We start from the raw sequence: 21,761 nt of genomic DNA on the forward strand, positions 1-21,761 counted from the left end.
GCGTCAGGTCCCGTCCGCGTCGTCCGCGACGACGCCCGCGGCCACCGCGAGGTCCTGCCACGCCATCCCGGTGCCCTTGAAGACGTTCGGCCGGTCCTCGCGCCGGGCGACCTCGCCCCGCACCAGCGCGCCGAGCCCGACGAGCCCGTCCGCGGCCAGCGTGCCCTCCGCGACGGCCCGCACGACGTCGCCCGCCTCGCGCAGGGCGGTGCCCGGATCCTCGACGACGACCAGCGCGCGGCCCATCAGCCCGGCGTCGAGCTCGCGGCGGTCGGGCTCGTGGGAGCCGATCGCCACCACGCACGCGCCGTCGCGCACCCGCGCGCCGTCGAAGAGCGGCTCGCCCGCCGCGGTGGCGCACGCCACGACGTCGGCGCCCGCCACGTGCTCCACCGACCCGGCCTCGGCGGGGACACCGCGCGCGGCCACCTGCGCGAGCACGTCGGAGACCCTGGCCGCCGACCGGCCCACGACCCGCACCCGCGCGAACCGGCGGATGTCGGCCAGCGCCACGACGTGCTCGACGGCCTGCGGACCGGTGCCGAAGACCAGCAGCTCGGCGGCGCCCGGCGGAGCCAGCCGGTCGGCCGCGACGGCCGAGACGGCGGGCGTGCGCAGCGCGGTGAGGCTCGCGCCGTCGAGGATCGCGCGGGGCGTCAGGGTGGCGGCGTCCATCAGCACGTACGTGGCCTGGATGCGCGGCAACCCGGCAGCCGGGTTGCCGGGGGCGACCGAGGCCACCTTCACCCCGCACCACCCGCCCAGGGTGGAGGGCATGAGCAGCAGGTGGCCGGCGCCGGCGGGCGTGTGCACCCGGGCCGGGTCGGTGGCGGGGTCGAAGCCGCCTGCCAGCGCGGCCTCGACGAGCTCACGGGCGCGGCGGGGAGGCACCCGCTCCCGCACCTCCTGCGCGCCGTAGAACCGGAGGCGCGGGTCGCTGCGCATCCCGCTACCTCCCGAGGCGGTGGCGCAGGCCGCTCGCGCGGCTGATCGGGCGCTGGACGGCGGTGCGGACGGCCTCCTCCGTGCCGACGACCCGGACGAACTCGGCGGCGCGGGTGACGGCCGTGTAGAGCAGCTCGCGGGTGAGCAGCGGCGACTCGGCGGGCGGCAGCACGACCGTGACCCGCCGGAACTGGCTGCCCTGCCCCCGGTGCACGGTCATCGCGTGCACCGTGGCCACCTCGGACAGCCGCGCGGGTGGGTGCAGCGTGGGCACGCCGTCGCGGGCGAACGCGACCCGCAACCCCTCCGGGAGGGCCACGACCACTCCGGTGTCGCCGTTGAAGAGCCCGATGTCGTAGTCGTTGGCGGTGACGAGCACCGGACGGCCCGGGTACCACGGGCCCGAGGGCGCCTCGGGCAGCGCGGCCCGCAGCCAGCGCTCGATCTCCGCGCTCCACCGCGTGACGCCGAAGGGCCCGCGGCGGTGGGCGCACAGCACCCGGTGGCGTTCGAGGGCGGCGAGGGCGGCGGGCGCGTCGCCGCGCATCGCCGCCCCGGTGAGCTCCCGCCCGGCGGCCACCACGTCGGCGCGCACCCCGCCCGCCCCCGGGTCGGCGCCGCCGGTGCCGGCGGTGTCGACGAACCCGAGGTCGTCGTGCCCGGCGCGGAGCAGCGCGACCGCCGCGTCGGCGTCACCGGCCTGCACGGCGCGGGCGAACTCCGCGATGGCGCCGCCGAAGCGCCAGACGTGCTGCAGCGTGACGACGCCGTTGATCACCGAGCCGCCGACGAGCCCGCCGACCACCCCGGCCGCGGACAGGGCGGTGTCCAGCTCCGGCTCCGGGCGCCCGGACGCCCGGGCCAGGTCGCCGAGCACGGCGCCGGCCTCGACCGAGGCCAACTGGTCGGGGTCGCCCACCAGCACCAGCCGGGCCTGCGGGCGCACGGCGTCCAACAGGCGCGCCATCATCGTCAGCGACACCATCGAGGTCTCGTCGACCACCACGACGTCGAACGGGAGCCGCTGCGCGCGTCCGTAGCGGAAGCGACCGCCCGGCCGCCAGCCGAGCAGCCGGTGCAGGGTGGCGGCGTCCGGCGTGCGGGAGCGAAGCTCCGCGGGCAGCTCGGCGGCGACGGCCTCCTGCAGCCGCGCGGCCGCCTTGCCGGTGGGCGCGGCGAGCGCGACCCGCGGCGGCGGACCCGGCTGCTCGTGCAGCAGGGCGAGCAGCCGCGCGACGGTGGTGGTCTTGCCGGTGCCGGGGCCGCCCGCGAGCACCGTGACCCGGCGGAGCACGCTCACCGCGGCGGCCAGCCGCTGGCGTTCCGACCCCGGCGCCGAGAAGTACCGCTGCAGGCCGTCGCGCAGCCGAGGCAGGTCCACCTGGGGCGGGGCGACGGCCGCGCGTTCGGTCAGCGAGCGGCGCACCAGCTCCTCCTCGCCCCAGTAGCGCTCGAGGTAGAGCAGCTCGTCGACCAGCCGCAGGGGCCGCCCGCCCGCGGCGTCGGGCCCCCGCGCCACGAGGCCGCTCGCCGCGCAGGCCGCGAGCCACCGCGGCGGGTCCGGCCACGGCAGCGCCGAGACGTCGACGAGCTCGTCGCCCTCGCCGAGCACCGTGTGGCTCACGGCCGTCAGGTCGACGCAGACCGACCCCAGCCGCACCGCGCGCACGGCCAGCGCCGCCGCGAGCAGGACCTCCTCGTCGGTCTCCCCGCCGAGGCGCCCCACGCGGGTGGCGACGTGCACGTCGGCCGGCTCGAGCACACCCGCGGCGTTGAACGCGCCGAGCAGGCCGCCGGCGGAGCGCGCCAGCCGGACGTCACCGAGATCGACGGTCATGCCGCGCCCCCGTCCAGCAGGTCCGACAGCTCCGCCACGAGCGCCGCAGGCGGGGACCACCCGAACACCCCGCACGGCATGCCGTCGACGATCGGCGTCTCCGGCCCGCACATGCCCCGCACGAACAGGTACAACGTGCCTCCGAGGTGCTGCTCGGGCGCGTAGCCGGGCAGCCGCCAGCGCAGGTATCGGTGCAGGGCCACCGAGTAGAGCAGGGCCTGCAGCGGGTAGTGCGCGCCGATCATCGCCTCGGCGAGCCGGGCCGGCGTGTAGTGGGCCGATGTCAGGGGCTCGCGGCCCTCCGGGCCGACCGGGCCGAGCCAGTTGGTCTTGTAGTCCACCACCGCGAACCGTGAGCCGGGCAAGCGCAGCACCGCGTCGATGCTGCCGGTGAGGTAGCCCCGCAGCTGCTGCTCGGCGAGCTCGGCGAGCGCGTCCGGGTAGCCGTGCAGCGGGTCGTCGGCCGGCAGGTGGTGGCGCAGCAGCGGCTCCAGCGCGGCGAGGGCCGCCGGCGCCCCCGGGGTGTCACCACCGGCGAGGGGGAGCTCGAAGTCCAGCTCGGCGAGCCGGTCGCGCGGGGCGATGTCGGCCAGGCGCAGCCCGCCCGCCAGCGGGCCGAGGGGGGTACACGCGGCCGGCACCAGCGCCGCCGCGAGCGCCTCGGCCTCCACCCCGGGGGCCGGGTGGCGCTCCAGCTGCTCCCGTGCGTGTGCCGCGAGCTCGCCGTGCAGGTCGGGCGCGGTGAGGTCGGCGGCCTCGAAGATCGCGTGGACGAGCGTGCCGAACCCGGCCCCGAGCGGCTGCTCGGCCATCGGCGAGGCCACGGCGCTCGGATGCCGCTCGTCGCCCTCCCGCGCCCCGGCGGCGTCCGTCAGCTCGACCGCCACCTCGTCGTCGACCCCCGGCTCCTCGGGCTCGCTGCCGACGCCCGGGCGGCTTCCCGGACCCGCGTCGTGCGCGGCGGCGGTGAGCGCGCTGTAGGAGGTGCGGCGCCACGCGGTGTCGAGGCGACGGGAGAACTCCGCGGCCCGCAGGGCGCCCCCGGGCCTGGTGGCACCGGCGAACGCCGGCGCGTCCCGCGGCCCGACCTCCTCCACGGAGATGTGCGCGCCGGCCAGCTCCCGCAGCCCGGCCATGGCCGCCGCGTCGGCCGGCACCCGGTAGGCCTCGGCCGGATCGGTGCCCGGCGCGGGTCGCCCGACGAGCAGCCGGTGCAGCGGGGAGGTGGCGGTGGTGGTGGCCGGCACCCACCACGTGACCACCTGGCACTGCGCGCGCGTGAGGGCGACGTAGAGCAGCCGCAGGTCCTCCCCGGCCTCCTCGGCGCGGTGGGTGGCGACCCGTTCCTTCCACCCGTCACCGGTCTCGCCGCCCACGTCGAGCACCCGGACGCCCGACTCGTCGTGCAGCAGCGGGACGTCCGGGTCGCGCACGTTGCGGTCCCAGGCGAACGGCACGTGGACCACCGGGTACTCGAGGCCCTTGCTGCGGTGGATCGTGATGATCTGGACGGCCGCGGCGTCGGACTCCAGCCGCCTGCTGCGCTCGACCACGACGTCCTGGGCGGCGTCGGCGATGCGGTGGCGCAGCCAGTCGACCAGGGCGGCCGGCCCGAGGTGCTCGGCCACCGCGGCGGCGTGCAGCGCCTGGGCCACGTGCCGCAGGTCGGTGAGCAGCCGCTCGCCGTCGGTGCTCGCGAGCACCCGCCCCGGCAGGCCGGTGCCCGTGGTGATCGCCTCGAGCAGGGCGGCGACCCCGCGTTCGCGCAGCACCACCGCCCACCCCCGCAGCGTGGCCGCGAGCTCGTCGAGCAGCACGTCCGCGGCGGGCCCGCACAGCTCGGCGACCGTGCGGCCGAGGAAGCAGGTGAGCGCCGCCGCCCGCACCCGGAACGCCCGCGGCTGTTCGCACGCCTCCAGCAGCGTGAGCCACTCGCCCGCGACCGGGGTGCCGAACACGCTGGCCGTGCCGGACAGCACCGCGGGGACGCCCAGGGCGGCGAGCGCGTTGCGGATCATCGCGCCCTGGTCGTTGGTGCGCACCAGCACCGCGACGTCACCGGGAGCGATCGGCCGCCTGTCGATGGTGGCCGGGCTCGCCAGCAGCTCCGCGATGTCCGCCGCCGTGTCGCGGGCGACTAGCTCGCGCGCGGGCCCGACGACGGCGAGGTCGCGCCGCGGGGCGCGGGGGAGCCCGGCGCGGGCGGCCACCCGCAGCCGGAACGGGGTGTCGACCGGGGCGCCGCGCAGCCTGCTGCCCGGGTGGGCGGACTCCACGGCGTGGACGGTGATCCGCGGATCCCCGAGCGCGGCGCCGCTGAACACGGTGTCGAGGGCGGCGAGCAGCGGCGCGTCGCTGCGCCAGTTGCGCCCCAGCGTGGCGTGGTGGTCGGCGGCCTCGGTGGCCTCGAGGTAGCTGACGACGTCGGCGCCGCGGAAGGCGTAGATGGCCTGCTTGGGGTCGCCGATCAGCACCAGGGTGGTGCTGCCGTGGAACGCCTCGCGCAGGATCTGCCACTGCACCGGGTCGGTGTCCTGGAACTCGTCGACGAGCACCACCCGGAACCGCGCGCGCAGCCGGGCGGCTGCAGCCGGGCCCCGCGCCGGGTCGGCCAGCGCGTCGGCGAGGCGGGTGAGCATGTCGTCGTAGGTGTAGATCCGACGCACCCGCTTGCGGCGCGCCACCTCCGCACGCACCGCCGCCGCGAACCGGTGGCGCACCTGCGCGGTGCTCCCCGGCTCCGCGTGGCGCGGCTCCAGCCGGGCCTGCCCGTCGTGCACCGCCCTGCGGGCCAGCGCGAGGGCCTCGGCCCGGCTGAACGCCGGGGGACCGGCGCTGCGCGCGCCGTACTTGCGGACGTAGAAGTCGTCGACCACCTCGGTGATGACGTCCTCGATGGACTCGACGAACACCGCGTCGCGGTCGGCGTCGCCCGCCACCCCCAGGCCGGCGAGCATCTGCTGGCAGAACTGGTGGGTGGTGGCGATCGTGGCCGCGTCGAACTGGGTGAGGGCCCGGGCGAGGCGCGCGCGCCGGGCCGCGACCTCGGCGTCGGGCGCGTCGGCGAGCAGCCGGAGGACGTCGTCGGCACCGCGGCGGGCCGCCTCGGGTGCGGCGAGCCCGCGCTCGGCCGACACCAGCCGCTCCCGGACCCGTTCCCGCAGCTCCTGGGTGGCCTCCCGGCCGAACGTGACGAGCATCAGCTCGGGCAGCGTGGCGTGGCCCTCGGCGACGTAGCGGGTGGCGAGCGCGGCGATCGTGAACGTCTTGCCGGTGCCGGCACTGGCCTCGAGCACGGTGGTGGCGGTGGGCAGCGGGCCGCACACGTCGAACGGGGCGGGGGCGAGCACCGATGCCGAGCGCGCGCGGCTGCGGGTGGGGAAGGGGATGACGGTCACAGTCGCACCACGTCCTCGGCGCCGAGCAGCGGGTTCCACACCTGCATCGCGAGCGACCCGAACCGGGTGGGCTCGCCACCGGACCCGCCGGGTGCCGTGAGCACCTCGGGCCCGGCAGCGGGCCCCCACACGCGCACGTGGGCGGCGTCGTTGCGCTCGGCTCCGGCGCCGTTGCTCCACTTGCGCAGCGCCTCCTCGAGGGCGGCTCCCGCGTCGGCGCCGCCGCGGCGGACCGTGGCGTAGGTGTGCCCGGCCACGGTGGGCAGGGGCAGCGGCTCCCGCAGCCCGGCGCGCCGCAGCGCGACGAGCTCGGCGAGCACGGCCGCGGCGCGTTCGGGGTCGAGCGGGCCCGCGGTGGCCATCGAGAGCCCGAACCGCGTGCCGCGACCGATCGTGACCGCCCGCCACGGCTCGCGGGTGGCCGCGGTGAGCGCGAGCAGCCGCACCCAGGCCCGCACCCGCTGCTTCGCGGCCAGGCGGGAGAACTCCACCCGCAGCAGGACGCTGCCCGGCGTGCCGCTGCCGTGGGTGTCACCGCTGTGCATGTCACCGCTGTGCATGTCACGGCCGTGCAACCCGCCGATGGTGCCCACGACACGGGTGCCGTCGGGCAGCGCCACGTCGACGTCGCGGTCGGCAGGCTCTCCCACGCGGTGCGGGAGCGCGGCGCTGACGAGCGGCTCCACGTCGTCGAGCACGCCGGCCAGCACCCGCTCACCCAGGGCGCCGGGCGGCAGCTCGCCGCGGCGCCACTCGGCCTGCCGGCAGCGGTCGAGGGGGTGGCCGGCCAGCCGGTCGCGCAGCAACCGGTCGCCGACGGCCCAGGTGGCGAGCCCGTCGAGGTCGACGGGCAGCGCGTCGGTCTGCTGCTCCTCGACGGTGAACAGCGAGAGGCCCACGCGCTGGCGCAGGAACTCCTTCGTGGGGTGCTCGACGAACGCGACGAGCTCGTCGAGCGTGACCACACCGGAGTCTTCGGGCGGCGGGAGCGGATCCGCGAGGAACGGCGCGGGCGGGGACTTGCTGCCGGCCGCGGCGCGGGCGCCGGCCAGCTCGGCGCGGTCGAAGCTGAACGGCGCCGGGTCCGCGCGGAAGTTGCGCGGGTCGAACGGCTGCAGGGGGTGACGCACCACCACCTGGTCCAGCGCGCGGCGACCGGCCGTGGCCGACACCGTGTCCAGGAGCTCGCCGAGCGGCACGGCGGGCGGACGCCGCGCGCCGCTGCGCTCGTCGGCGCCGGAGTGCACGACCACGAGGTGCTCGGTGGCCGCGCAGACCGCGTCGAGCAGCAGCTGTCGGTCCTCGCTGCGCGGGTCGCGCTCACCCACGAGCGGCTCACGGGCCAGTACGTCGTCGCCGTCGGGCACGCCGGCGCGCGGGAACACGCCGTCGTCCATGCCGAGCAGGCAGATCACGCGGTGCGGCACGGAGCGCATCGGCACCAACGTGGCGACCGTGAGCGTGCCGGTGCGGAAGTTGGCCCGGGTGGGACGCCCGCGCAGGCGCTCCGCGAGCAGACCGCGGACGTCGGCGAGCCCGAGCGCGACGGTGGCCGCGTGCGGGCCCGCCGCACGCCCCGCCGCCGCGAGCTCGGCCCGGGCCTGCGAGCCCTGCCACTCGTCGGCGCCGGCGGCCAGCGTGAGCACGTCCAGGCCGTGCACCAGCAGCGCGATCCAGCGCTCCAGCGGTTGCGCACCGGTGAGCCCGGCGAGGACGTCGGCGAGGCGGTCGACGAACTCGGCCAGCCGACCGACGCGCGCCACGTCGCCGGACTCGACCTCGTCCATCGGCAGGGCGGTGCCGAGCCAGTCGTGTTCCGCGCCCGACATCGCCACGCCCAGCAGCAGCCGGTCGAGCCCGGCCGACCAGGTGTTCTGCGGGAAGCCGTCGAGCTGGAACGGAGCGCGGTGGGCGGCGTCCAGACCCCACCGCACGCCGGCGCGGTGCACCAGCTCGCGGAGCCGGTCGAGGTCGGCCTCGTCGAGGTCGAAGCGCCGACGCACGGGCGGGGTGGCCAGCATGTCCAGCAGCTGCGACGCCGTGACCCGGGCGTCGGCGAGTTCCAGCAGCTGCGCGACGGTGTCGAGCAGCGGGTTGACCTGGCGCAGCGCACGGTCGGCCAGGCGGACCTGCAGGTGCTGGCCCGGGTGGGCGTCGGGCCCGTCCGCGAGCCCGAAGCAGGCCGACACCAGCGGCGCGAACGTCTCGACGTCGGGACACATCACCAGCACGTCGCGCGGCTCCAGGGTGGGGTCGGACTGCAGCAGGCCGAGCACCACCTCCCGCAGGACCTCCACCTGCCGGTCGGGCCCGTGGCAGGAGTGCACCTGCACGGAGCGGTCCTCCGGGCGCAGCGCGAACCGGCCGTCGGGTGCGCGGTCGTGGCGCAGGTCGGCCTGCAGCTGTTCCAACAGCGTGGCAGCGGGCCGCTCGGGCACCGGGTGGTGGACGTCGACGCGTTGCGGCGCCGCGGCCGCGAGGCGCAGCTGGAGCTCGCGCGCGTCGCGCCCCAGCGACCCCAGCAGGGGGTGGCGGGGCGTCGCCGCGGTGGGGTCGGTGCGCCGGTGCGGGACGGCCTGCGGTGGCCGCAACGCCGACCAGAGGGCGGGGGAGGGGTGCGGCAGCCACAGGTGCACGTCGCGGTGCTCGGCGAGCGCCGCGAGCACGGCGAGGTGCTCGGCAGGCAGCCGGGTGGGGCCGAAGACCGACAGCCGCGCGGGCAGCGACGCGAGCGCGGGGTCGGCCCGCAGCGCGACGCAGGCCGCCTCCAGCCGCTCGGCGGGGCCGGGCACGCCGATGCGCTCCCGCAGCCGCCGGTACAGCTCCGGCTGCCAGGCCAGGTCGGCGGCCGCCGCGCCGACGGTGCCGCCGCCGAGCCATGCCGAGAGCATGGCGGGCCGGTGGGCGGCGTAGGCGCCGAAGAGGTCGGCCAGGTGGCGCGCCACGGCGTAGCGCCGGCCCCGCCCGGTGTCGCCCCGCCCGGTGTCGTCGGCCCGGGGCTCGAGGTGGGCGCCGAGCGGGGCGCACCACGGCTCCCCGACGCTCTCGTCGATCACCTCGACCAGCGGCCACACCGCCCGCTCCGGCAGCCACGGGTCGTCGTCGGCGCCGATCCCACCCGCCGCCGCGACGACGCCGGAGACCAACGCCGCGGGGGAGGGGAACGCCACCCCGGCGCACACGCCGTCGGCGCGGCCGCCCGCCGCGCCCAGCCGGTGCGACAGCTGCTGGGCCAGCCACCGCTCCACGCCCCGCGCCGGGACCGCCACGACCTCGCTCGCGAACGGGTCGTCCAAGGGATCGGCGAGCAGTTCGCCGAGCGCGTGGACCAGCGCGTCGGCACGCTCGGCCCGGTGCAGGTGCCACATGGCCGTCCCCCTTTCCGCGGTGTGCGACACACGCTAGGACGAAGCGCCGACGGTCCCGGACGCGGGCGGGCAGTTGTCCACAAATCACGAAGCGTGACCAGTGTCGCCGGTCGCGCACCGCACCGGTGAGCGACGCGCCGGGCCCGCGGATGATCGTCGAGGACGGCGTCGCGCGGCGTCCGGTCACCCCCTGGACGCCGACGGTGCACGCCCTGCTGCGGCGCCTGCGCGCCGCCGCGGCCACGGGAGGTGCCGGAGCCGCTGGGCGTCGAGGGGGAGGTCGAGCGGCTGCGGTGTCCTGCTGGGGCGGCCCGGAGCAGCTGCCGGCCGCGGCGTGCGTCGGACACGGGCTCCGCCGCGCGGCGGGCCGCCGCCGCCGGTTGCACGCGGCCACGCGCACCTCCGTCCCGCCCGCGGCCGCGGTGTGGGCGCTCCCACCACGGTTCGCCGCCGACGCGATCTGCCACGGGACCCGGAGCCGTGGGATGCGGCGTGGGACGGCGACACCGCGGTCGGCCTGCGCGCTCGGGGTCTCGCGCATCCCGGTCAGGCGCGGGAGGACGTCGCCCACGCCGACACCCGAGATCACGCCCTCCCCGCTCCACGGCGACGTCCACGCCATCCGGTGGCGCGGTTCGGCCGACCGCCCGGACCGCGGCGCCGCCTCGCCGTGCTCGCCGCGGCGTGCGGGCTCGCCGGCTCCGACGGGCTCGTGGGGGTGGTGATCTCCCGCCGGTTGCGGATCGTCGCCCACGTCCGCAGCCCGGCCGAGTAGCGGCCCGGCCCCGGCGCGACCGGCTCGACATCTGGAACGTCGACGAGCTGCAGGCGCGGATCCGCTGGTCGGAGGGCTACCGTGGACCGCTGGGAGAACCCGCCCCGTAGCACAGGGTGCCGACGCCTTCCACGGGCTCGACGCGCCTCATCCCCACCCCTTTACCCAGAGTCACCGACCCGAGAAAACGACACGATGGTGGTATCCCGTCGGCGATCGGTTAACGGCAAGGTGGGGTCTGCGCGATCACCGGTTACAGGACGCGGAGGAGGGGTCACATTGAGCGCGGACAGGAGCGACGCGACCACGGGACCGGTGGTTCCGGAGCAGCGGGGCGTACGCGACGAGGCCCGCGCCGAGGTCCTGATCCGCCACGCCCGCCTCATGAAGAGCGGCCGCCCCATCTTCTGCCGGCCCAGCCGCGCGGAGATCGAGGGCCGGGTGCTGCCGCGCCAGGGCGCGGGCACCGACGGCAAGGTCATCTACTCGACGCGCGAGGACGCCGAGGCCGCGGCCCGCGAGCTGGAGTCGCTCGGCGCCCGCCCGCTGCGCTCCTACCTCTGCGGCCGCTCCCGCGGCGGCCACTTCCACCTCACCACCGACACGGCCGCCCGCACCGGCCACCTCCCCCTGCACCTGCGCATCCCCCAGCAGCGCAGCCCGCTGAGCGCCTGAGGTCGACCTCGGCGCGGGGTCGGCGAAGCTCCTCGTTCCCGACGACGCCACCGCGAACGTCGACGACGTCGTCGCGAGCATGGGCACGGTCAAGAGCAGTGTGCCGTCGGTCCGCCGGCCCGGCGCGCCGCACTTCGTGGTGCACGGCCGGGCCGGGATGGGCTCGGTGACGGTGCGCCGGCGCTACCGCCTCGCGGGCCACTACTTCTGACACATCTGCCCACTCGCTGCGGGTCCTGCGGGTTCTGCTGCAGCTGGGGTTCCCGGAGCGGTGGATCGTGCTGGGTGCTGCGTGATCGGTCCGAGTCGCACGTCCGGGTCGTCGCGGCCGCGCTCGTGTACTTCTCGCGCCTCGGCTCCGCGGGGTGATCGCCAGGAGTGGTCTGAGAGCGGCAGATCTGCCGCTCCGACACCACTTCTGCTGATCATGGCCGGGTCGGGTTCCGCGGAACGCGCCCGTTGCATGATCAGGTCGGCCTCAGCGCTGTTTTCGGGCGATCCGGCAGCGCTGGTGTCGATGTGACCATGAAACCTCCGGTGGGCGCGCCGTTCCCGGCTCGAGACCGCTGCCGCGCGTCCGGGCCCGGGGTCTTCGGCGCGATCCCCCCGGTCCCCGTCGCCCCTTTCGTGGGCGGGTGGTCGGGTTGGGGTAACTGCCGGGTGACGTGGTCGGGTGGGCGGCCGTCCCCGACTTCCGGGCACGCCCGTTCGCGACGAGACCGTCCCTGTCGGGTGCCCGCGCATCTTGCGGTGGTCCCGTCCCAACCCCTGACCTGTGATCATCCGGCCGGTCCGAGGCCACATCCGGCCCGTGATCAGCGGGAACGGGACATGCGCTGCACCGGTGCAGGTCATGTCCCGGATTTGCTGATCATGGCCGTCGCAGAGGTCCAGAACAGCACCACAGCCGGTTGCGTGGCACCCGGCAGGGACGGTCTCGTCGTGGACGGGCGTGCCGGGAAGCCGGGGACGGCTGCCCACGCGACCACGTCACCCGGTAGTTGCGCCAACCGGTCCACCCCGGGCACGGAGGTCGGGCAGGGGACCGGGCCGAACTGCGGGGGAGGCCCGGGCCACGGTGGGGCAGTTCGCTTCGAGCCGGGTACGGCGCGCGCACGGCAACCGGCCCCACCCGCGCGCATGGAGGTCGGGCAGGGGACCGGGCCGAACTGCGGGGGAGGCCCGGGCCATGGGCGGGGCGGTTCGCCTCGAGCCGGGTACGGCGCGCCCGCGCCCAGCCCTCCGCGGACCGCACCTGATCGCTCCGACATCGAGCTGAGCGCCCTCGTCAGGGCGGAACCGTCGACCTCGCAACGATCACGGCGCTCGATGGGCACCGGGCGGCGGTGGCGTCGCGGTGGCAAGGTGTTCGGCGTCCCGCCCGCCGCACCCCGGGAGCGCGCATGCCGACCCACCCCCGCGCCGGAACGCCCGCGCAGGCCGAGGACCTCGTCGACGTCGGCGCGCTCCTCGCCGCCTACCACGACCGGCACCCGGACGCGGGCGACCCGGCCCAGCGGGTGGCGTTCGGGACGTCCGGGCACCGCGGCTCGTCGCTGCGCACCACGTTCAACGACGACCACATCGCGGCCACCAGCCAGGCGATCTGCGAGTACCGCGCGAGCCAGGGCACCGACGGGCCGCTGTTCATCGGGCGGGACACGCACGCGCTGTCCGAGCCGGCGTGGGTCACGGCCGTCGAGGTGTTCCAGGCCAACGGCGTGCACGTGCTCGCGGACGGGGACGACGCGTTCACCCCCACACCGGCCGTCTCGCACGCGATCCTCACCCACAACCGCGGCCGGACGGGCGGGCTGGCCGACGGGGTGGTCGTCACGCCGTCGCACAACCCGCCGTCGGACGGGGGGTTCAAGTACAACCCGCCGAACGGCGGCCCGGCCGACACCGACGCCACCTCTTGGATCGCCGACCGGGCCAACGCGCTGCTGGCCGACCGGCTCGCCGGGGTGCGGCGTGCACCGCTGCACCGCGCCGGGCTGCACCGCCACGACTTCCTCGGTGCGTACGTCGCCGACCTGCCCTCGGTCGTGGACCTCGAGGCGATCAGGTCGGCGGGCGTGCGCATCGGCGCCGACCCGCTCGGCGGCGCGAGCGTCGCCTACTGGGGAGCGATCGCCGAGCGCTACGGGCTGGACCTCACCGTGGTGAACCCCGAGGTCGACCCGCAGTTCGGGTTCATGACCCTCGACGGGGACGGCAAGATCCGGATGGACTGCTCGTCACCGCACGCCATGGCCTCGCTCGTGGCGCGGCGCGACGAGTTCCGGATCGCCACGGGCAACGACGCCGACTCCGACCGGCACGGCATCGTCACGGCCGACGGCCTGATGAACCCCAACCACTTCCTCGCGGTCGCGATCGGCTACCTCTTCGCCCACCGGCCCGGCTGGTCACCGGACGCCGGGGTCGGCAAGACGGCCGTCAGCTCGTCGATGATCGACCGGGTCACCGCCGACCTGGGCCGGCAGTTGGTGGAGACGCCCGTCGGGTTCAAGTGGTTCGTCCCTGGCCTGCTCGACGGCGCGATCGGCTTCGGCGGCGAGGAGAGCGCGGGCGCCTCGTTCCTGCGCACCGACGGCGGGGTGTGGACCACCGACAAGGACGGGATCATCCTCGCGCTGCTCGCGTCCGAGATCACGGCGGTGACCCGGGCGACGCCCAGCGAGCGCTACCGGGAGCTCACCGCGCGCTTCGGGGAGCCCGCCTACGCCCGCACCGACGTGGCGTGCAGCCCGGAGGACAAGGCGAAGCTCGGCAAGCTGGCCGCCGACGACGTGCGCGCCACCGAGCTGGCGGGCGAGAAGATCACCGACCGGCTGACCACGGCCCCGGGCAACGGGGCGGCGCTCGGCGGGCTCAAGGTCGTCACCGGTGGCGGGTGGTTCGCCGCGCGCCCGTCGGGCACCGAGGACGTCTACAAGGTGTACGCCGAGAGCTTCCACGGCCCCGAGCACCTGGCCCGGATCCAGGAGGAGGCGCAGGAGGTGGTGAAAGCGGCGCTGGCGTAGCGGCTCCCGAAGTGTTGCCGCCGCTCGTGCGCGCCGCCGCGGCGGCACACATCCGGTGGAGTCGGCACACACCGCGGACGGTGTGTGCGGCCTCGACCGGGTGTGTGCGGCAGCGAGGGGCTGCTCGTGGGACCAGGCGGCCTGTCTCGGCGCCGGTCGCGTCCCGCAGAACCAGGGTGTCGCCGTCGAACTCGGCGCGGGTGGCGTCGGTGAGCCAGGTGGCGATCGGGACGTTCTCGCAGCCGATCATGGTGCTCGGGCCGGACGTCGCGGTGAGTTCGCCGCGGGCCCGATCCGCCAGGTGCCCTTCGTGTTGTTGCAGCCGTCGGAACCGGTCCAGCGCCCGTCGGCCGCCAACGTGACGAAGGCCCGGCCGCCCGCCTGGCGTCGGCGGGCGACCAGCTGCCGACGAGGTCCGCGTCCGTGGTGGGGGAAGCGCACCCGGCCCGGCGTGAGCGATACCGACACCGGCGAGCAGGAGCGCGGCGAGGCAGGTGACACCGGACAGCGAAAGTCGCGTGAGCGTCATGACCGGAGAACGGATCGAGGTGCCGGTCGGGTTTGCCCGAACGCTCCTCGCCGCACGCTGTGGTCTCATGATCCGGGGTATCGGTTGTCCATTGCTGTCGCCACGACCATGTGCACCCGATACTTCGGATCTTGGGGAAGGGGCCAGGAGACGGTGCAGAGCGTGACGGCTTCGTGGTCACGTTGTGGACCTACTACGAACCCGCGACTCCTCGAGAGGTCCCACCGGCCGACTACGCCGATGCGCTGCAACGGCTGCATGCCGGCATGCGCGAGCTCGAGGTCCCGACGCCGCTGTTCACGGATCGGGTAGAGCACGCGCAACGACTCGTGGCGAACCGCGAGCACACTCCGGCGCTCGCCGATGCGGACCGGGAGCTGCTCGGCGACACGTTACGACGCCTGGGGCGAGCGATCGGCGAGCGCGGCGGCGCCGGGCAGTTGCTGCACGGCGAGCCGCACCCGGGCAACGTGCTCACGACGGGGAACGGGCTGCTGTTCGTCGACCTCGAGACGTGTTGCCGTGGGCCCGTCGAGTTCGACCTCGCCCACGCGCCCGCCGGCGTCGGCGCGTTCTACCCGGGCGTCGATCGGGACCTGCTGCGCGAGTGCCGGGTCCTCGTGCTGGCGATGATCACGACGTGGCGCTGGGATCGGGGCGACCAGCTCCCGAACGGGCGCCGGCTGGGCGCGGAGTGGCTCGACCAGATCCGCGCAGCGGTGGACCGCAACGACCTGAACCCGTAGCTGGAGCGGACGGGTGCACCATGATCAATAGTTCGGCGCGAACGCGCCGAACTATTGATCATGAGGGCGGGGGCCACCGGCGATCGCCGAGGCGGGCCAGGTCGCGGCAGGTCGCCGCGAACAGCTCGCGCAGCAGCGGGCCGGCCAGCCGCTCGTGCACGTCGAGGACCGGACGGCCGGCGTGCACGTCGTCGCGGTAGCGGTCGCGCTCCGGCTCGGGCACCGGGAGGGCGGTCAGGGCGGCCACGACCACGGTCTCGCCCTTCCGCTCCACGACGGCGACGACGTGCGTGCGCAGGACGGTCTCGTCGACGTGGCCGAACCACCCGGCCTTCACCGCGACCGCGGCCGCGTCGACGCCGAGCGCGTCGGCCACCGTGTCCGGGATGCCGAAGGCCTGGTCCGGGGCCACGGCCCGCATCCAGCCCAGGATCTGCGCGGCGGCCGGGTCTCCCGCCGCCGCGCGGGCGAGGGCTCCGTAGGCGGTGACGACCTCGGCCGCGCTCACCTCGATGCCGCCGAACCAGGTCGGGTCCGCGCCCAGGGGGTGCCAGCGCACGCCGGTCGGGTCGGCGAGGCGGTCGAGGATCCGCTGCGGCGGGCCGCCGTGCCAGATCCGGTTCGTGGCGGCGTTGTCGGAATGCCGGACCGCGGGCTCGCCATCGGCGGGTGCAGCCCCGGCGGCCCAGGCGAACAGCGGCTTGAGCACCGACGCGCAGCGCAGCCGGACGGCCCCGCGGCGCGCGGCCGTGGCTCGCAGCGGAGGCCCTCCGTACTGGGGGGTGCCCAGCACCTCGCCCGCGACCTGCGCGGACGCGAAGTCGGGGACGCCGGCCAGCGCGTCGACGGCGCTCACGCGTAGATCCCGAGCAGCACGGCGTACAGCGCGACGACCGGGATCAGGACCAGGTAGGACGAGAGCAGCTGCCAGCGCAGCGAGCGCGACTCGGCCAGGCCCATCTGCCCGATCATGTCCGGGTTGGGGAAGGGGCCGAGCCCGTCGGTCTGGGAGGCGGCGAGCAGCACGACCGTCCACGCGGCGGGCGGGACGCCGAGCGCCACGGCGAGCGGCCCGAAGACCTGGTTCACCAGGACCACCTGCGCGGCGGCGGCGCCGGCGATGCCGACCCAGCCGATCAGGATGACGACCAGGCAGAACAGGTAGGGCCCCAGCTCGGAGAGGGCGAACCGCTCGGCCACGCCGTCGTAGGCGCCCATCGAGTCGACGAGGGTGAACAGCACGGCGAGCAGGAAGAACAGGAAGAAGATCCCGAGCAGCCGGCTCGCCCCGGCGTACACGGCGCCCATCAGGGCGCCGACCGGCAGCCGCGCCGCGAGCCCGGTGACCGCGATGAGCACCACCAGCGCCACCGGGACGAACGTGGCGCCCGCCGCGGTCAGCCCGCTGTAGACGACGAGCGCGAGGAACGCGAGCAGGAACGCGAGCGTCGCGCGCCCGGCGCCCGGCGCGGGCTCCTGCAGCGCGTCCAGGTCCACCGCCCGCTCGGGCGGGTAGGGGAAGGCGGTCGCGGTGCGCCGCTGGTTCCAGCGCACCACGAGGAAGCCGACGCCGAACATCACGAGCGCGGTCGGCAGGCCCGCGGTGAGGACGTAGCTGATCCAGCTGACCTGCGCGGCGCCGTAGATGCTCGCGGTGATGGGGGCGAACGGGCTGAGGGTGAGGCCGGCCAGCCCGCTGAAGAAGAACATCGCGGCCGTGGCGGGGCTGGAGAACCCGAGCGCGGCGAGCAGCGGGATGACGATCGGCGCGACGATGGCGACCGACCCCGCGAGCGTGCCCAACGCCCCGGCCAGGATCGTGCAGGCCAGCATCACGCCGAACTGGGCGCGCAGCTGCGTGGTCAGCCCGACCCGGCGCACCACGCCGATCACGAGGAACTCGGCCACGCCGGTGCGCCGCAGCACCTCCCCGAGCCCCGCGCCGAGCAGGATGATCACGCCGAGCAGGGCGATCAGCGTGCCCATCGACTCGATCAGGACCGGTCCGAGGTCCGCGGGCGTGGAGCGGGTGAGCACCACCGCGGAGACGACCGCACCGAGCGTGGCCAGCACCATGTCCACGCCGAGCAGCGCGAGCCCCGCGTAGACGACGATCGGGACGAGGCCCCACAGCCCCGGCTGGTCGGTGCGGACCGCGACGACGACGCTGGCGACCAGCGCCACGGCGTAGAGCGCGGCCGCGGCGATCTGCTGCCGCCGCGACATGTCGAGCGTGTAGATGTTGGCGTCCGACACGGTGGTGGACGAGGACACGGGAGCCTCCGGGGGAGCGGCGGGAGCGTCGGCGGGTGGCTTCACGGACGCGGGGCGCGGCGCAGCACCCGGCCCGGGCGGGCGCCGGTGAGCGCGCCGTCGGCGAGCACCGGCTCGCCCGCGACCAGGACGTGCTGCACGCCGGTCGAGAGCTGCCACGGTTCGTCGTAGGTGGACCGGTCGGTCACCGTCGCCGGGTCGAGGACGGCGACGTCGGCCACCGCGCCGGGACGCAGCACGCCGCGGTCGGCCATCCCGAGTCGCGCGGCGGGCAGCCCGGTCATCTTGTGCACGGCGGCCGTGAGCGGCAGGTCGCCATCGCGCACGTACGGGCCGAGGACGCGGGTGAACGTGCCGAAGCTGCGCGGGTGCGGGCGGCCCCGGCCCTCGGGGCGCAGGACCCAGCCGTCGGAGGCGACGCTGGTCGCGGGGTGCTGCAGCACGGTGCGCACGTCGTCGGCGGCCATGGCGTGGTTCACCACCGACACCGCGCCCTCGTGCGCGGCGAGCACCTGCAGCGCCGCCTCGGCGGGGTCGGTGCCGAGCTCGCGCGCGACGTCGGCGATGCTGCGCCCGCGCGCCGCGGTGAACGGGCCCGGTGGCAGCTCCGCGATCACCACGCCCTCCGGGTCGACGTCGCGGGTCATGCGGTCGCGCAGCCCGCTCGCCACCCGCTCGCGGGTGGGGCCGTCGGCGAGGCGCTCCAGCAGCCGGGCCACGCCGCCGTCGAGCGCCCAGGCCGGCAGCCGGGAGGTCAGCGTCGTGGACGACGCCGTGTAGGGGTAGACGTCGCAGGTGACGTCGACGCCGTCGGCGCGCGCCTCGTCGAGGATGCGCAGCGCCTCGGTGACCGCGCCGTGGTTGCTGCGGCCCATCGCCTTGAGGTGGGAGATCTCCAGCCGCACGCCGGTGTCGCGGGCCGTCGCGAGGGCCTCGCGCACGGCGTCGAGCAGGGTGTCGGCCTCGTTGCGCATGTGCGTGGAGTAGAGCAGCCCGTGTGCCGCGGCGACCCGCGCCAGCGCCGTGACCTCGCCCGTGTCGGCGTAGGCGCCGGGGGCGTAGATCAGCCCGGTGGAGAAGCCCCACACCCCCTGCCCGGCCGCTGCGGCCAGCAGCGCGCCCATCTCCGCGAGCTCGGCGGGCTCCGGTGCGCGCTCCGCCCCGCCCAGCACGGCGAGCCGCAGTGCGGAGTGCCCCACCTGCAGCGCGAGGTTCACCGCGGGTCGGGTGGCGTCGACCGCGTCCGCGTACCCGGCGGCGTCGGTCCACGACCAGTCCAGCTCGGGCGCCAGGAACGCCGACGCCGCCCGCAGCGCGGCGAGGTCGCCGACCGGGAAGGGAGACCAGCCGCAGTTGCCCGTGACGAGCGTGGTGACGCCCTGGGTGACGGCGGTGTCGGCGCCGGGATGGCCTGCGATGCTGAAGTCGGCGTGCGAGTGCAGGTCGATGAACCCGGGGCAGACCACCATCCCGCGCGCGTCGATCCGCGTGGCGCCGTCCGGGGAGGCGACCGCGTCGATCCGGCCCGCCGTGATGCCGACGTCGCCGGTCCGGGGCGGGGCACCGGTTCCGTCGAGGACCGTGCCACCGGTGATGACCAGGTCGCTCACGTCAGCACCGCCAGGATCGCAACGTAGAGCAGGCAGGCCGGGATGAGCACCAACCAGCCGGTGAACAGCAGGGACCGCAGGTCCGTGGAGCGGGCCAGGCCCATCGCGCCGATCATGTTGGCGTTCGGGAACGGCCCGTAGGTGTCGGCCTTCGACGCCCACAGCAGCACGATCACCCACGCGCCCGCGCCGAGCCCGACCGTGCTCGCGATCCCGCCGAACACCTCGTCCAGCAGCACCACCTGGGCGGCCGTGGCGCCCGGGACGCCCACCCAGCCCAGGAGCGCGATCGCGGCCGCGAAGCCCAGCCCGGACGAGTTCTGCAGCTGCGGCCCGAACATCTCGAGCACGACGTCGTAGGGCTGCAGGCCGTCGATCACCAGGAACAGCGCCGCGAGCAGCCAGAACAGCAGGAAGATGCTCACCAGCCGGGCCGCACCGCGGTAGAGGTGACCGGCGATCTCGGTGGCGGGCAGGCGCGCGGCCACACCGGTGCCGATGCCGAGCAGCGGGAGCGCGAGCAGCGGGAACGCGGTGCCCGCCGCCGTGATCGTCGCGTAGGCGACGGTGGCCACGAGCAGCACCAGGAACACCGCGGTGGCGCGCCCGGCGTACGGCGGCACGTCGGCCTGCTCGGTCCCGGTCTCGAGGTCGGCGTCGGTGTAGAAGTCGCCGCGCAGGGCGGTGCGCCGCTGGATCCACGGCACGATGAACATGGCCATCAGGATCGACAGCACCGCGATCGGCGCCGCGCCGTACTGCAGGTAGGTCAGGTAGCCGACGTCCGCCGCTTCCATGATCGCGACGTTCGAGCCGGCGAACGGCGCGAGCGCGAGGCCGGCGCACCCGCCCACGAACATCATCGCGGCCGTGGCCGCGCGGGTGAAGCCGACGCGCGCGGCCACCGGGAGCAGGATCGGGGCGGCGATCGCGAGCGCGCCGGCGAGCGTGCCCAGGCTGGTGACGAGCACCAGGCAGGACAGCATGACGCCGAGCAGCACGGCCCGCCTGCTGCGGTCGCCCGCCATCCTCATCACCCGGTGGACGATCGTGTGGGCGACGCCGGTGACGCGCAGGACCTCCCCGACGCCTGCGCCGAGCATGATGATGACGCCGATCGTGGTGACGAGGTCGCCCATCGACTCGCCGAGCAGCGCCCCGAACTCGGCGGGCGTCTGGCGCGCGATGAGCACGCCTCCCACGAGGCTGACAACGGTGGCGATCACCAGGTCCATGCCGAGCAGGCACAGCACCGCGTACATCGCGATCGGCAGGATGCCCCAGAGCGTCGGTGCCTCGGCGACGGTCCCGGCGACGGCGCACACCACCAGGCCCGCGACGGCGATGGCGGTCGTGGCGATGCGGCGACCGCGTCCCTGCTCGAGCTCGTAGGCGTTGGCGCGGTCCTGCGGCGCCGTCGTCGCTGACGGCGGCTGGTCGGTCATGATGATCCTTCTTGCTCGGCGAACACGGCGGTGCGGGTTGCGTGCGCCCGCAGGAACTCCTCGTCGACGGCGTGTCCGAGGCCGGGGGTCTCCCACGGCACGCGGACGGTGCCGCGGTCGGCGCGGATGGGCGGGGTCACCACGTCGCGCGCGTAGTACTTGTCGGAACCGGAGACGTCGGACGGGAGCGTGAACCCGGGCAGGCTGGAGAGCGCGACGTTGGCCGCGCGGCCGATCCCGAACTCGTGCATGCCGCCGCACCAGACCGGCACGTCGTGGGCACGGGCGAGGTCGTGCGCGGCCACGGCGGCGGTGAGCCCGCCCATGCGCGAGACCTTGATGTTCAGCACCCGGCCCGAGCCCAGCGCCAGCGCGGTGGCCAGGTCGTGCCCGTCGACGATCGACTCGTCCAGGCAGACCGGGGTCCCGATGCTCGCCTGGAGGCGGGCGGCGGCCAGCAGGTCGCGGGGTGCGAAGGGCTGTTCGATCATCAGCAGGCCCGCGCCGTCGAGCGCCCGCAGCGCGGCGAGGTGGTCGGCGCTCTCGGTGTAGGCACCGTTCGCGTCGACGTGCAGCGACAGGTCGGGGAACGCGGCGCGCACGGCGGCGACCGGCTCGGTGTCCCACCCGGGGGCGATCTTGAGCTTGACCCGCGGGTAGCCGGCCTCGACGTGCCGCGCCACCTGCTCGACCAGCGCGTCCACGCTCGCCTCGATACCCAGGCTCACGCCGGCGACGACGCTGCGCCGCTCCCCGCCCAGCGCCCCGGCCAGCGGCACGCCCGTGGCCTGCGACCAGAGCGTCCAGCAGGCCATGTCGAGCCCCGCCTTGGCGAACTCGTTGCCCCGCACCCGCGACCACAGCGCGGCGGCCTGCGCGGGGTGCTCCCACTCGCCGCCCAGCAGTGCCGGGACCAGGTGGGCGCTGGCGATCGCCCAGCAGGTCTCCACGGTCTCGGCCGCGAAGAACGGCCCGGACGGCGAGGCGATCTCGCCCCAGCCGACGGCGCCGTCGGCGTCCTGCACCCGCACGAGCACGTGCTCGAGGTAGGACTTGCGGTGCGAGCTGGTCTCGAACTCCCGCACCAGCGGCAGCCGCACCGCCAGCAGTTCGACGCGATCGACGCGCAC

Annotated in this window: 14 protein-coding genes; 5 read left to right on the forward strand and 9 right to left on the reverse strand. The window is 75.7% G+C overall.

Translation table 11 applies throughout. The features are described 5' to 3' along the window. Positions 1-3 precede the first annotated feature (3 nt). Genes FB558_RS15925 through recC form a run of 4 tightly spaced genes read right to left on the reverse strand, consistent with a single transcriptional unit; the run spans position 4 to position 9,548 of the window. Positions 4-945, reverse strand: coding sequence for an ornithine cyclodeaminase family protein (locus FB558_RS15925; RefSeq protein ID WP_142054314.1), 942 nt, complete (start codon positions 943-945; stop codon positions 4-6). A 4-nt stretch (positions 946-949) separates the two neighbouring features. Next, positions 950-2,782, reverse strand: coding sequence for an exodeoxyribonuclease V subunit alpha (gene recD / locus FB558_RS15930; protein ID WP_142054316.1), 1,833 nt, complete (start codon positions 2,780-2,782; stop codon positions 950-952). Next, the gene (locus FB558_RS15935; RefSeq protein ID WP_246106541.1) at positions 2,779-6,180 is read right to left on the reverse strand and encodes a UvrD-helicase domain-containing protein; all 3,402 of its coding nucleotides are present in this window, start codon (positions 6,178-6,180) and stop codon (positions 2,779-2,781) included. The genes recD and FB558_RS15935 overlap by 4 nt, the downstream gene beginning before the upstream one ends. Further along, positions 6,177-9,548 carry an exodeoxyribonuclease V subunit gamma gene (gene recC / locus FB558_RS15940; protein ID WP_142054318.1) on the reverse strand — a complete coding sequence of 1,124 codons (3,372 nt, stop codon included), beginning with the start codon at positions 9,546-9,548 and terminating at the stop codon, positions 6,177-6,179. The genes FB558_RS15935 and recC overlap by 4 nt, the downstream gene beginning before the upstream one ends. Before the next feature lie 625 nt (positions 9,549-10,173). On the opposite strand from recC, the gene FB558_RS43265 reads away from it, so the two are divergent. The 5 genes from FB558_RS43265 (at position 10,174) to FB558_RS15955 (ending at position 15,302) form a co-directional block, all read left to right on the forward strand. After that, positions 10,174-10,323, forward strand: coding sequence for a hypothetical protein (locus FB558_RS43265; protein ID WP_170231351.1), 150 nt, complete (start codon positions 10,174-10,176; stop codon positions 10,321-10,323). 279 nt (positions 10,324-10,602) lie between these two features. Continuing rightward, positions 10,603-10,998, forward strand: coding sequence for a hypothetical protein (locus FB558_RS15945; RefSeq protein ID WP_142054320.1), 396 nt, complete (start codon positions 10,603-10,605; stop codon positions 10,996-10,998). A 79-nt stretch (positions 10,999-11,077) separates the two neighbouring features. Next, positions 11,078-11,209 carry a hypothetical protein gene (locus FB558_RS45205; protein ID WP_281288628.1) on the forward strand — a complete coding sequence of 44 codons (132 nt, stop codon included), beginning with the start codon at positions 11,078-11,080 and terminating at the stop codon, positions 11,207-11,209. Between the two features lie 1,192 nt (positions 11,210-12,401). Further along, positions 12,402-14,027: a phosphoglucomutase (alpha-D-glucose-1,6-bisphosphate-dependent) gene (pgm, locus tag FB558_RS15950; RefSeq protein WP_142054322.1), complete on the forward strand. Its 1,626-nt coding sequence runs from the start codon at positions 12,402-12,404 to the stop codon at positions 14,025-14,027. A 639-nt stretch (positions 14,028-14,666) separates the two neighbouring features. Then, positions 14,667-15,302, forward strand: coding sequence for a phosphotransferase (locus FB558_RS15955; protein ID WP_281288629.1), 636 nt, complete (start codon positions 14,667-14,669; stop codon positions 15,300-15,302). A gap of 58 nt (positions 15,303-15,360) precedes the next feature. Here FB558_RS15955 and FB558_RS15960 read toward each other — a convergent pair whose 3' ends face one another. Genes FB558_RS15960 through menC form a run of 5 tightly spaced genes read right to left on the reverse strand, consistent with a single transcriptional unit; the run spans position 15,361 to position 21,761 of the window. Next, positions 15,361-16,158, reverse strand: coding sequence for a serine hydrolase (locus FB558_RS15960; RefSeq protein WP_142054324.1), 798 nt, complete (start codon positions 16,156-16,158; stop codon positions 15,361-15,363). Beyond that, on the reverse strand, positions 16,155-17,576 hold the full coding sequence (locus FB558_RS15965) for a Na+/H+ antiporter NhaC family protein (protein WP_142054326.1): 1,422 nt from the start codon (positions 17,574-17,576) through the stop codon (positions 16,155-16,157). Before FB558_RS15965 ends, FB558_RS15960 begins: the two co-directional genes overlap by 4 nt. 41 nt (positions 17,577-17,617) lie before the next feature. After that, complete coding sequence (locus FB558_RS15970) at positions 17,618-19,186, reverse strand: N-acyl-D-amino-acid deacylase family protein (RefSeq protein WP_142054328.1); 1,569 nt, start codon at positions 19,184-19,186, stop codon at positions 17,618-17,620. Further along, the gene (locus FB558_RS15975) at positions 19,183-20,631 is read right to left on the reverse strand and encodes a Na+/H+ antiporter NhaC family protein (protein ID WP_142054330.1); all 1,449 of its coding nucleotides are present in this window, start codon (positions 20,629-20,631) and stop codon (positions 19,183-19,185) included. Before FB558_RS15975 ends, FB558_RS15970 begins: the two co-directional genes overlap by 4 nt. Then, entirely contained in the window at positions 20,628-21,761 is a 1,134-nt protein-coding gene (gene menC / locus FB558_RS15980; protein ID WP_142054333.1) for an o-succinylbenzoate synthase, read from the reverse strand. Before menC ends, FB558_RS15975 begins: the two co-directional genes overlap by 4 nt.

The sequence above is a fragment of the Pseudonocardia kunmingensis genome (assembly GCF_006716445.1).
Lineage (GTDB): Bacteria > Actinomycetota > Actinomycetes > Mycobacteriales > Pseudonocardiaceae > Pseudonocardia > Pseudonocardia kunmingensis.

Bases quoted from the DNA above. Each gene is read 5' to 3' on its own strand.
- pgm (WP_142054322.1), top strand. From the start codon at position 12,402: ATGCCGACCCACCCCCGCGCCGGAACGCCCGCGCAGGCCGAGGACCTC.
- FB558_RS15975 (WP_142054330.1), bottom strand. From the start codon at position 20,631: ATGACCGACCAGCCGCCGTCAGCGACGACGGCGCCGCAGGACCGCGCC.
- recD (WP_142054316.1), bottom strand. From the start codon at position 2,782: ATGACCGTCGATCTCGGTGACGTCCGGCTGGCGCGCTCCGCCGGCGGC.
- FB558_RS15925 (WP_142054314.1), bottom strand. From the start codon at position 945: ATGCGCAGCGACCCGCGCCTCCGGTTCTACGGCGCGCAGGAGGTGCGG.
- FB558_RS45205 (WP_281288628.1), top strand. From the start codon at position 11,078: ATGGGCACGGTCAAGAGCAGTGTGCCGTCGGTCCGCCGGCCCGGCGCG.
- recC (WP_142054318.1), bottom strand. From the start codon at position 9,548: ATGTGGCACCTGCACCGGGCCGAGCGTGCCGACGCGCTGGTCCACGCG.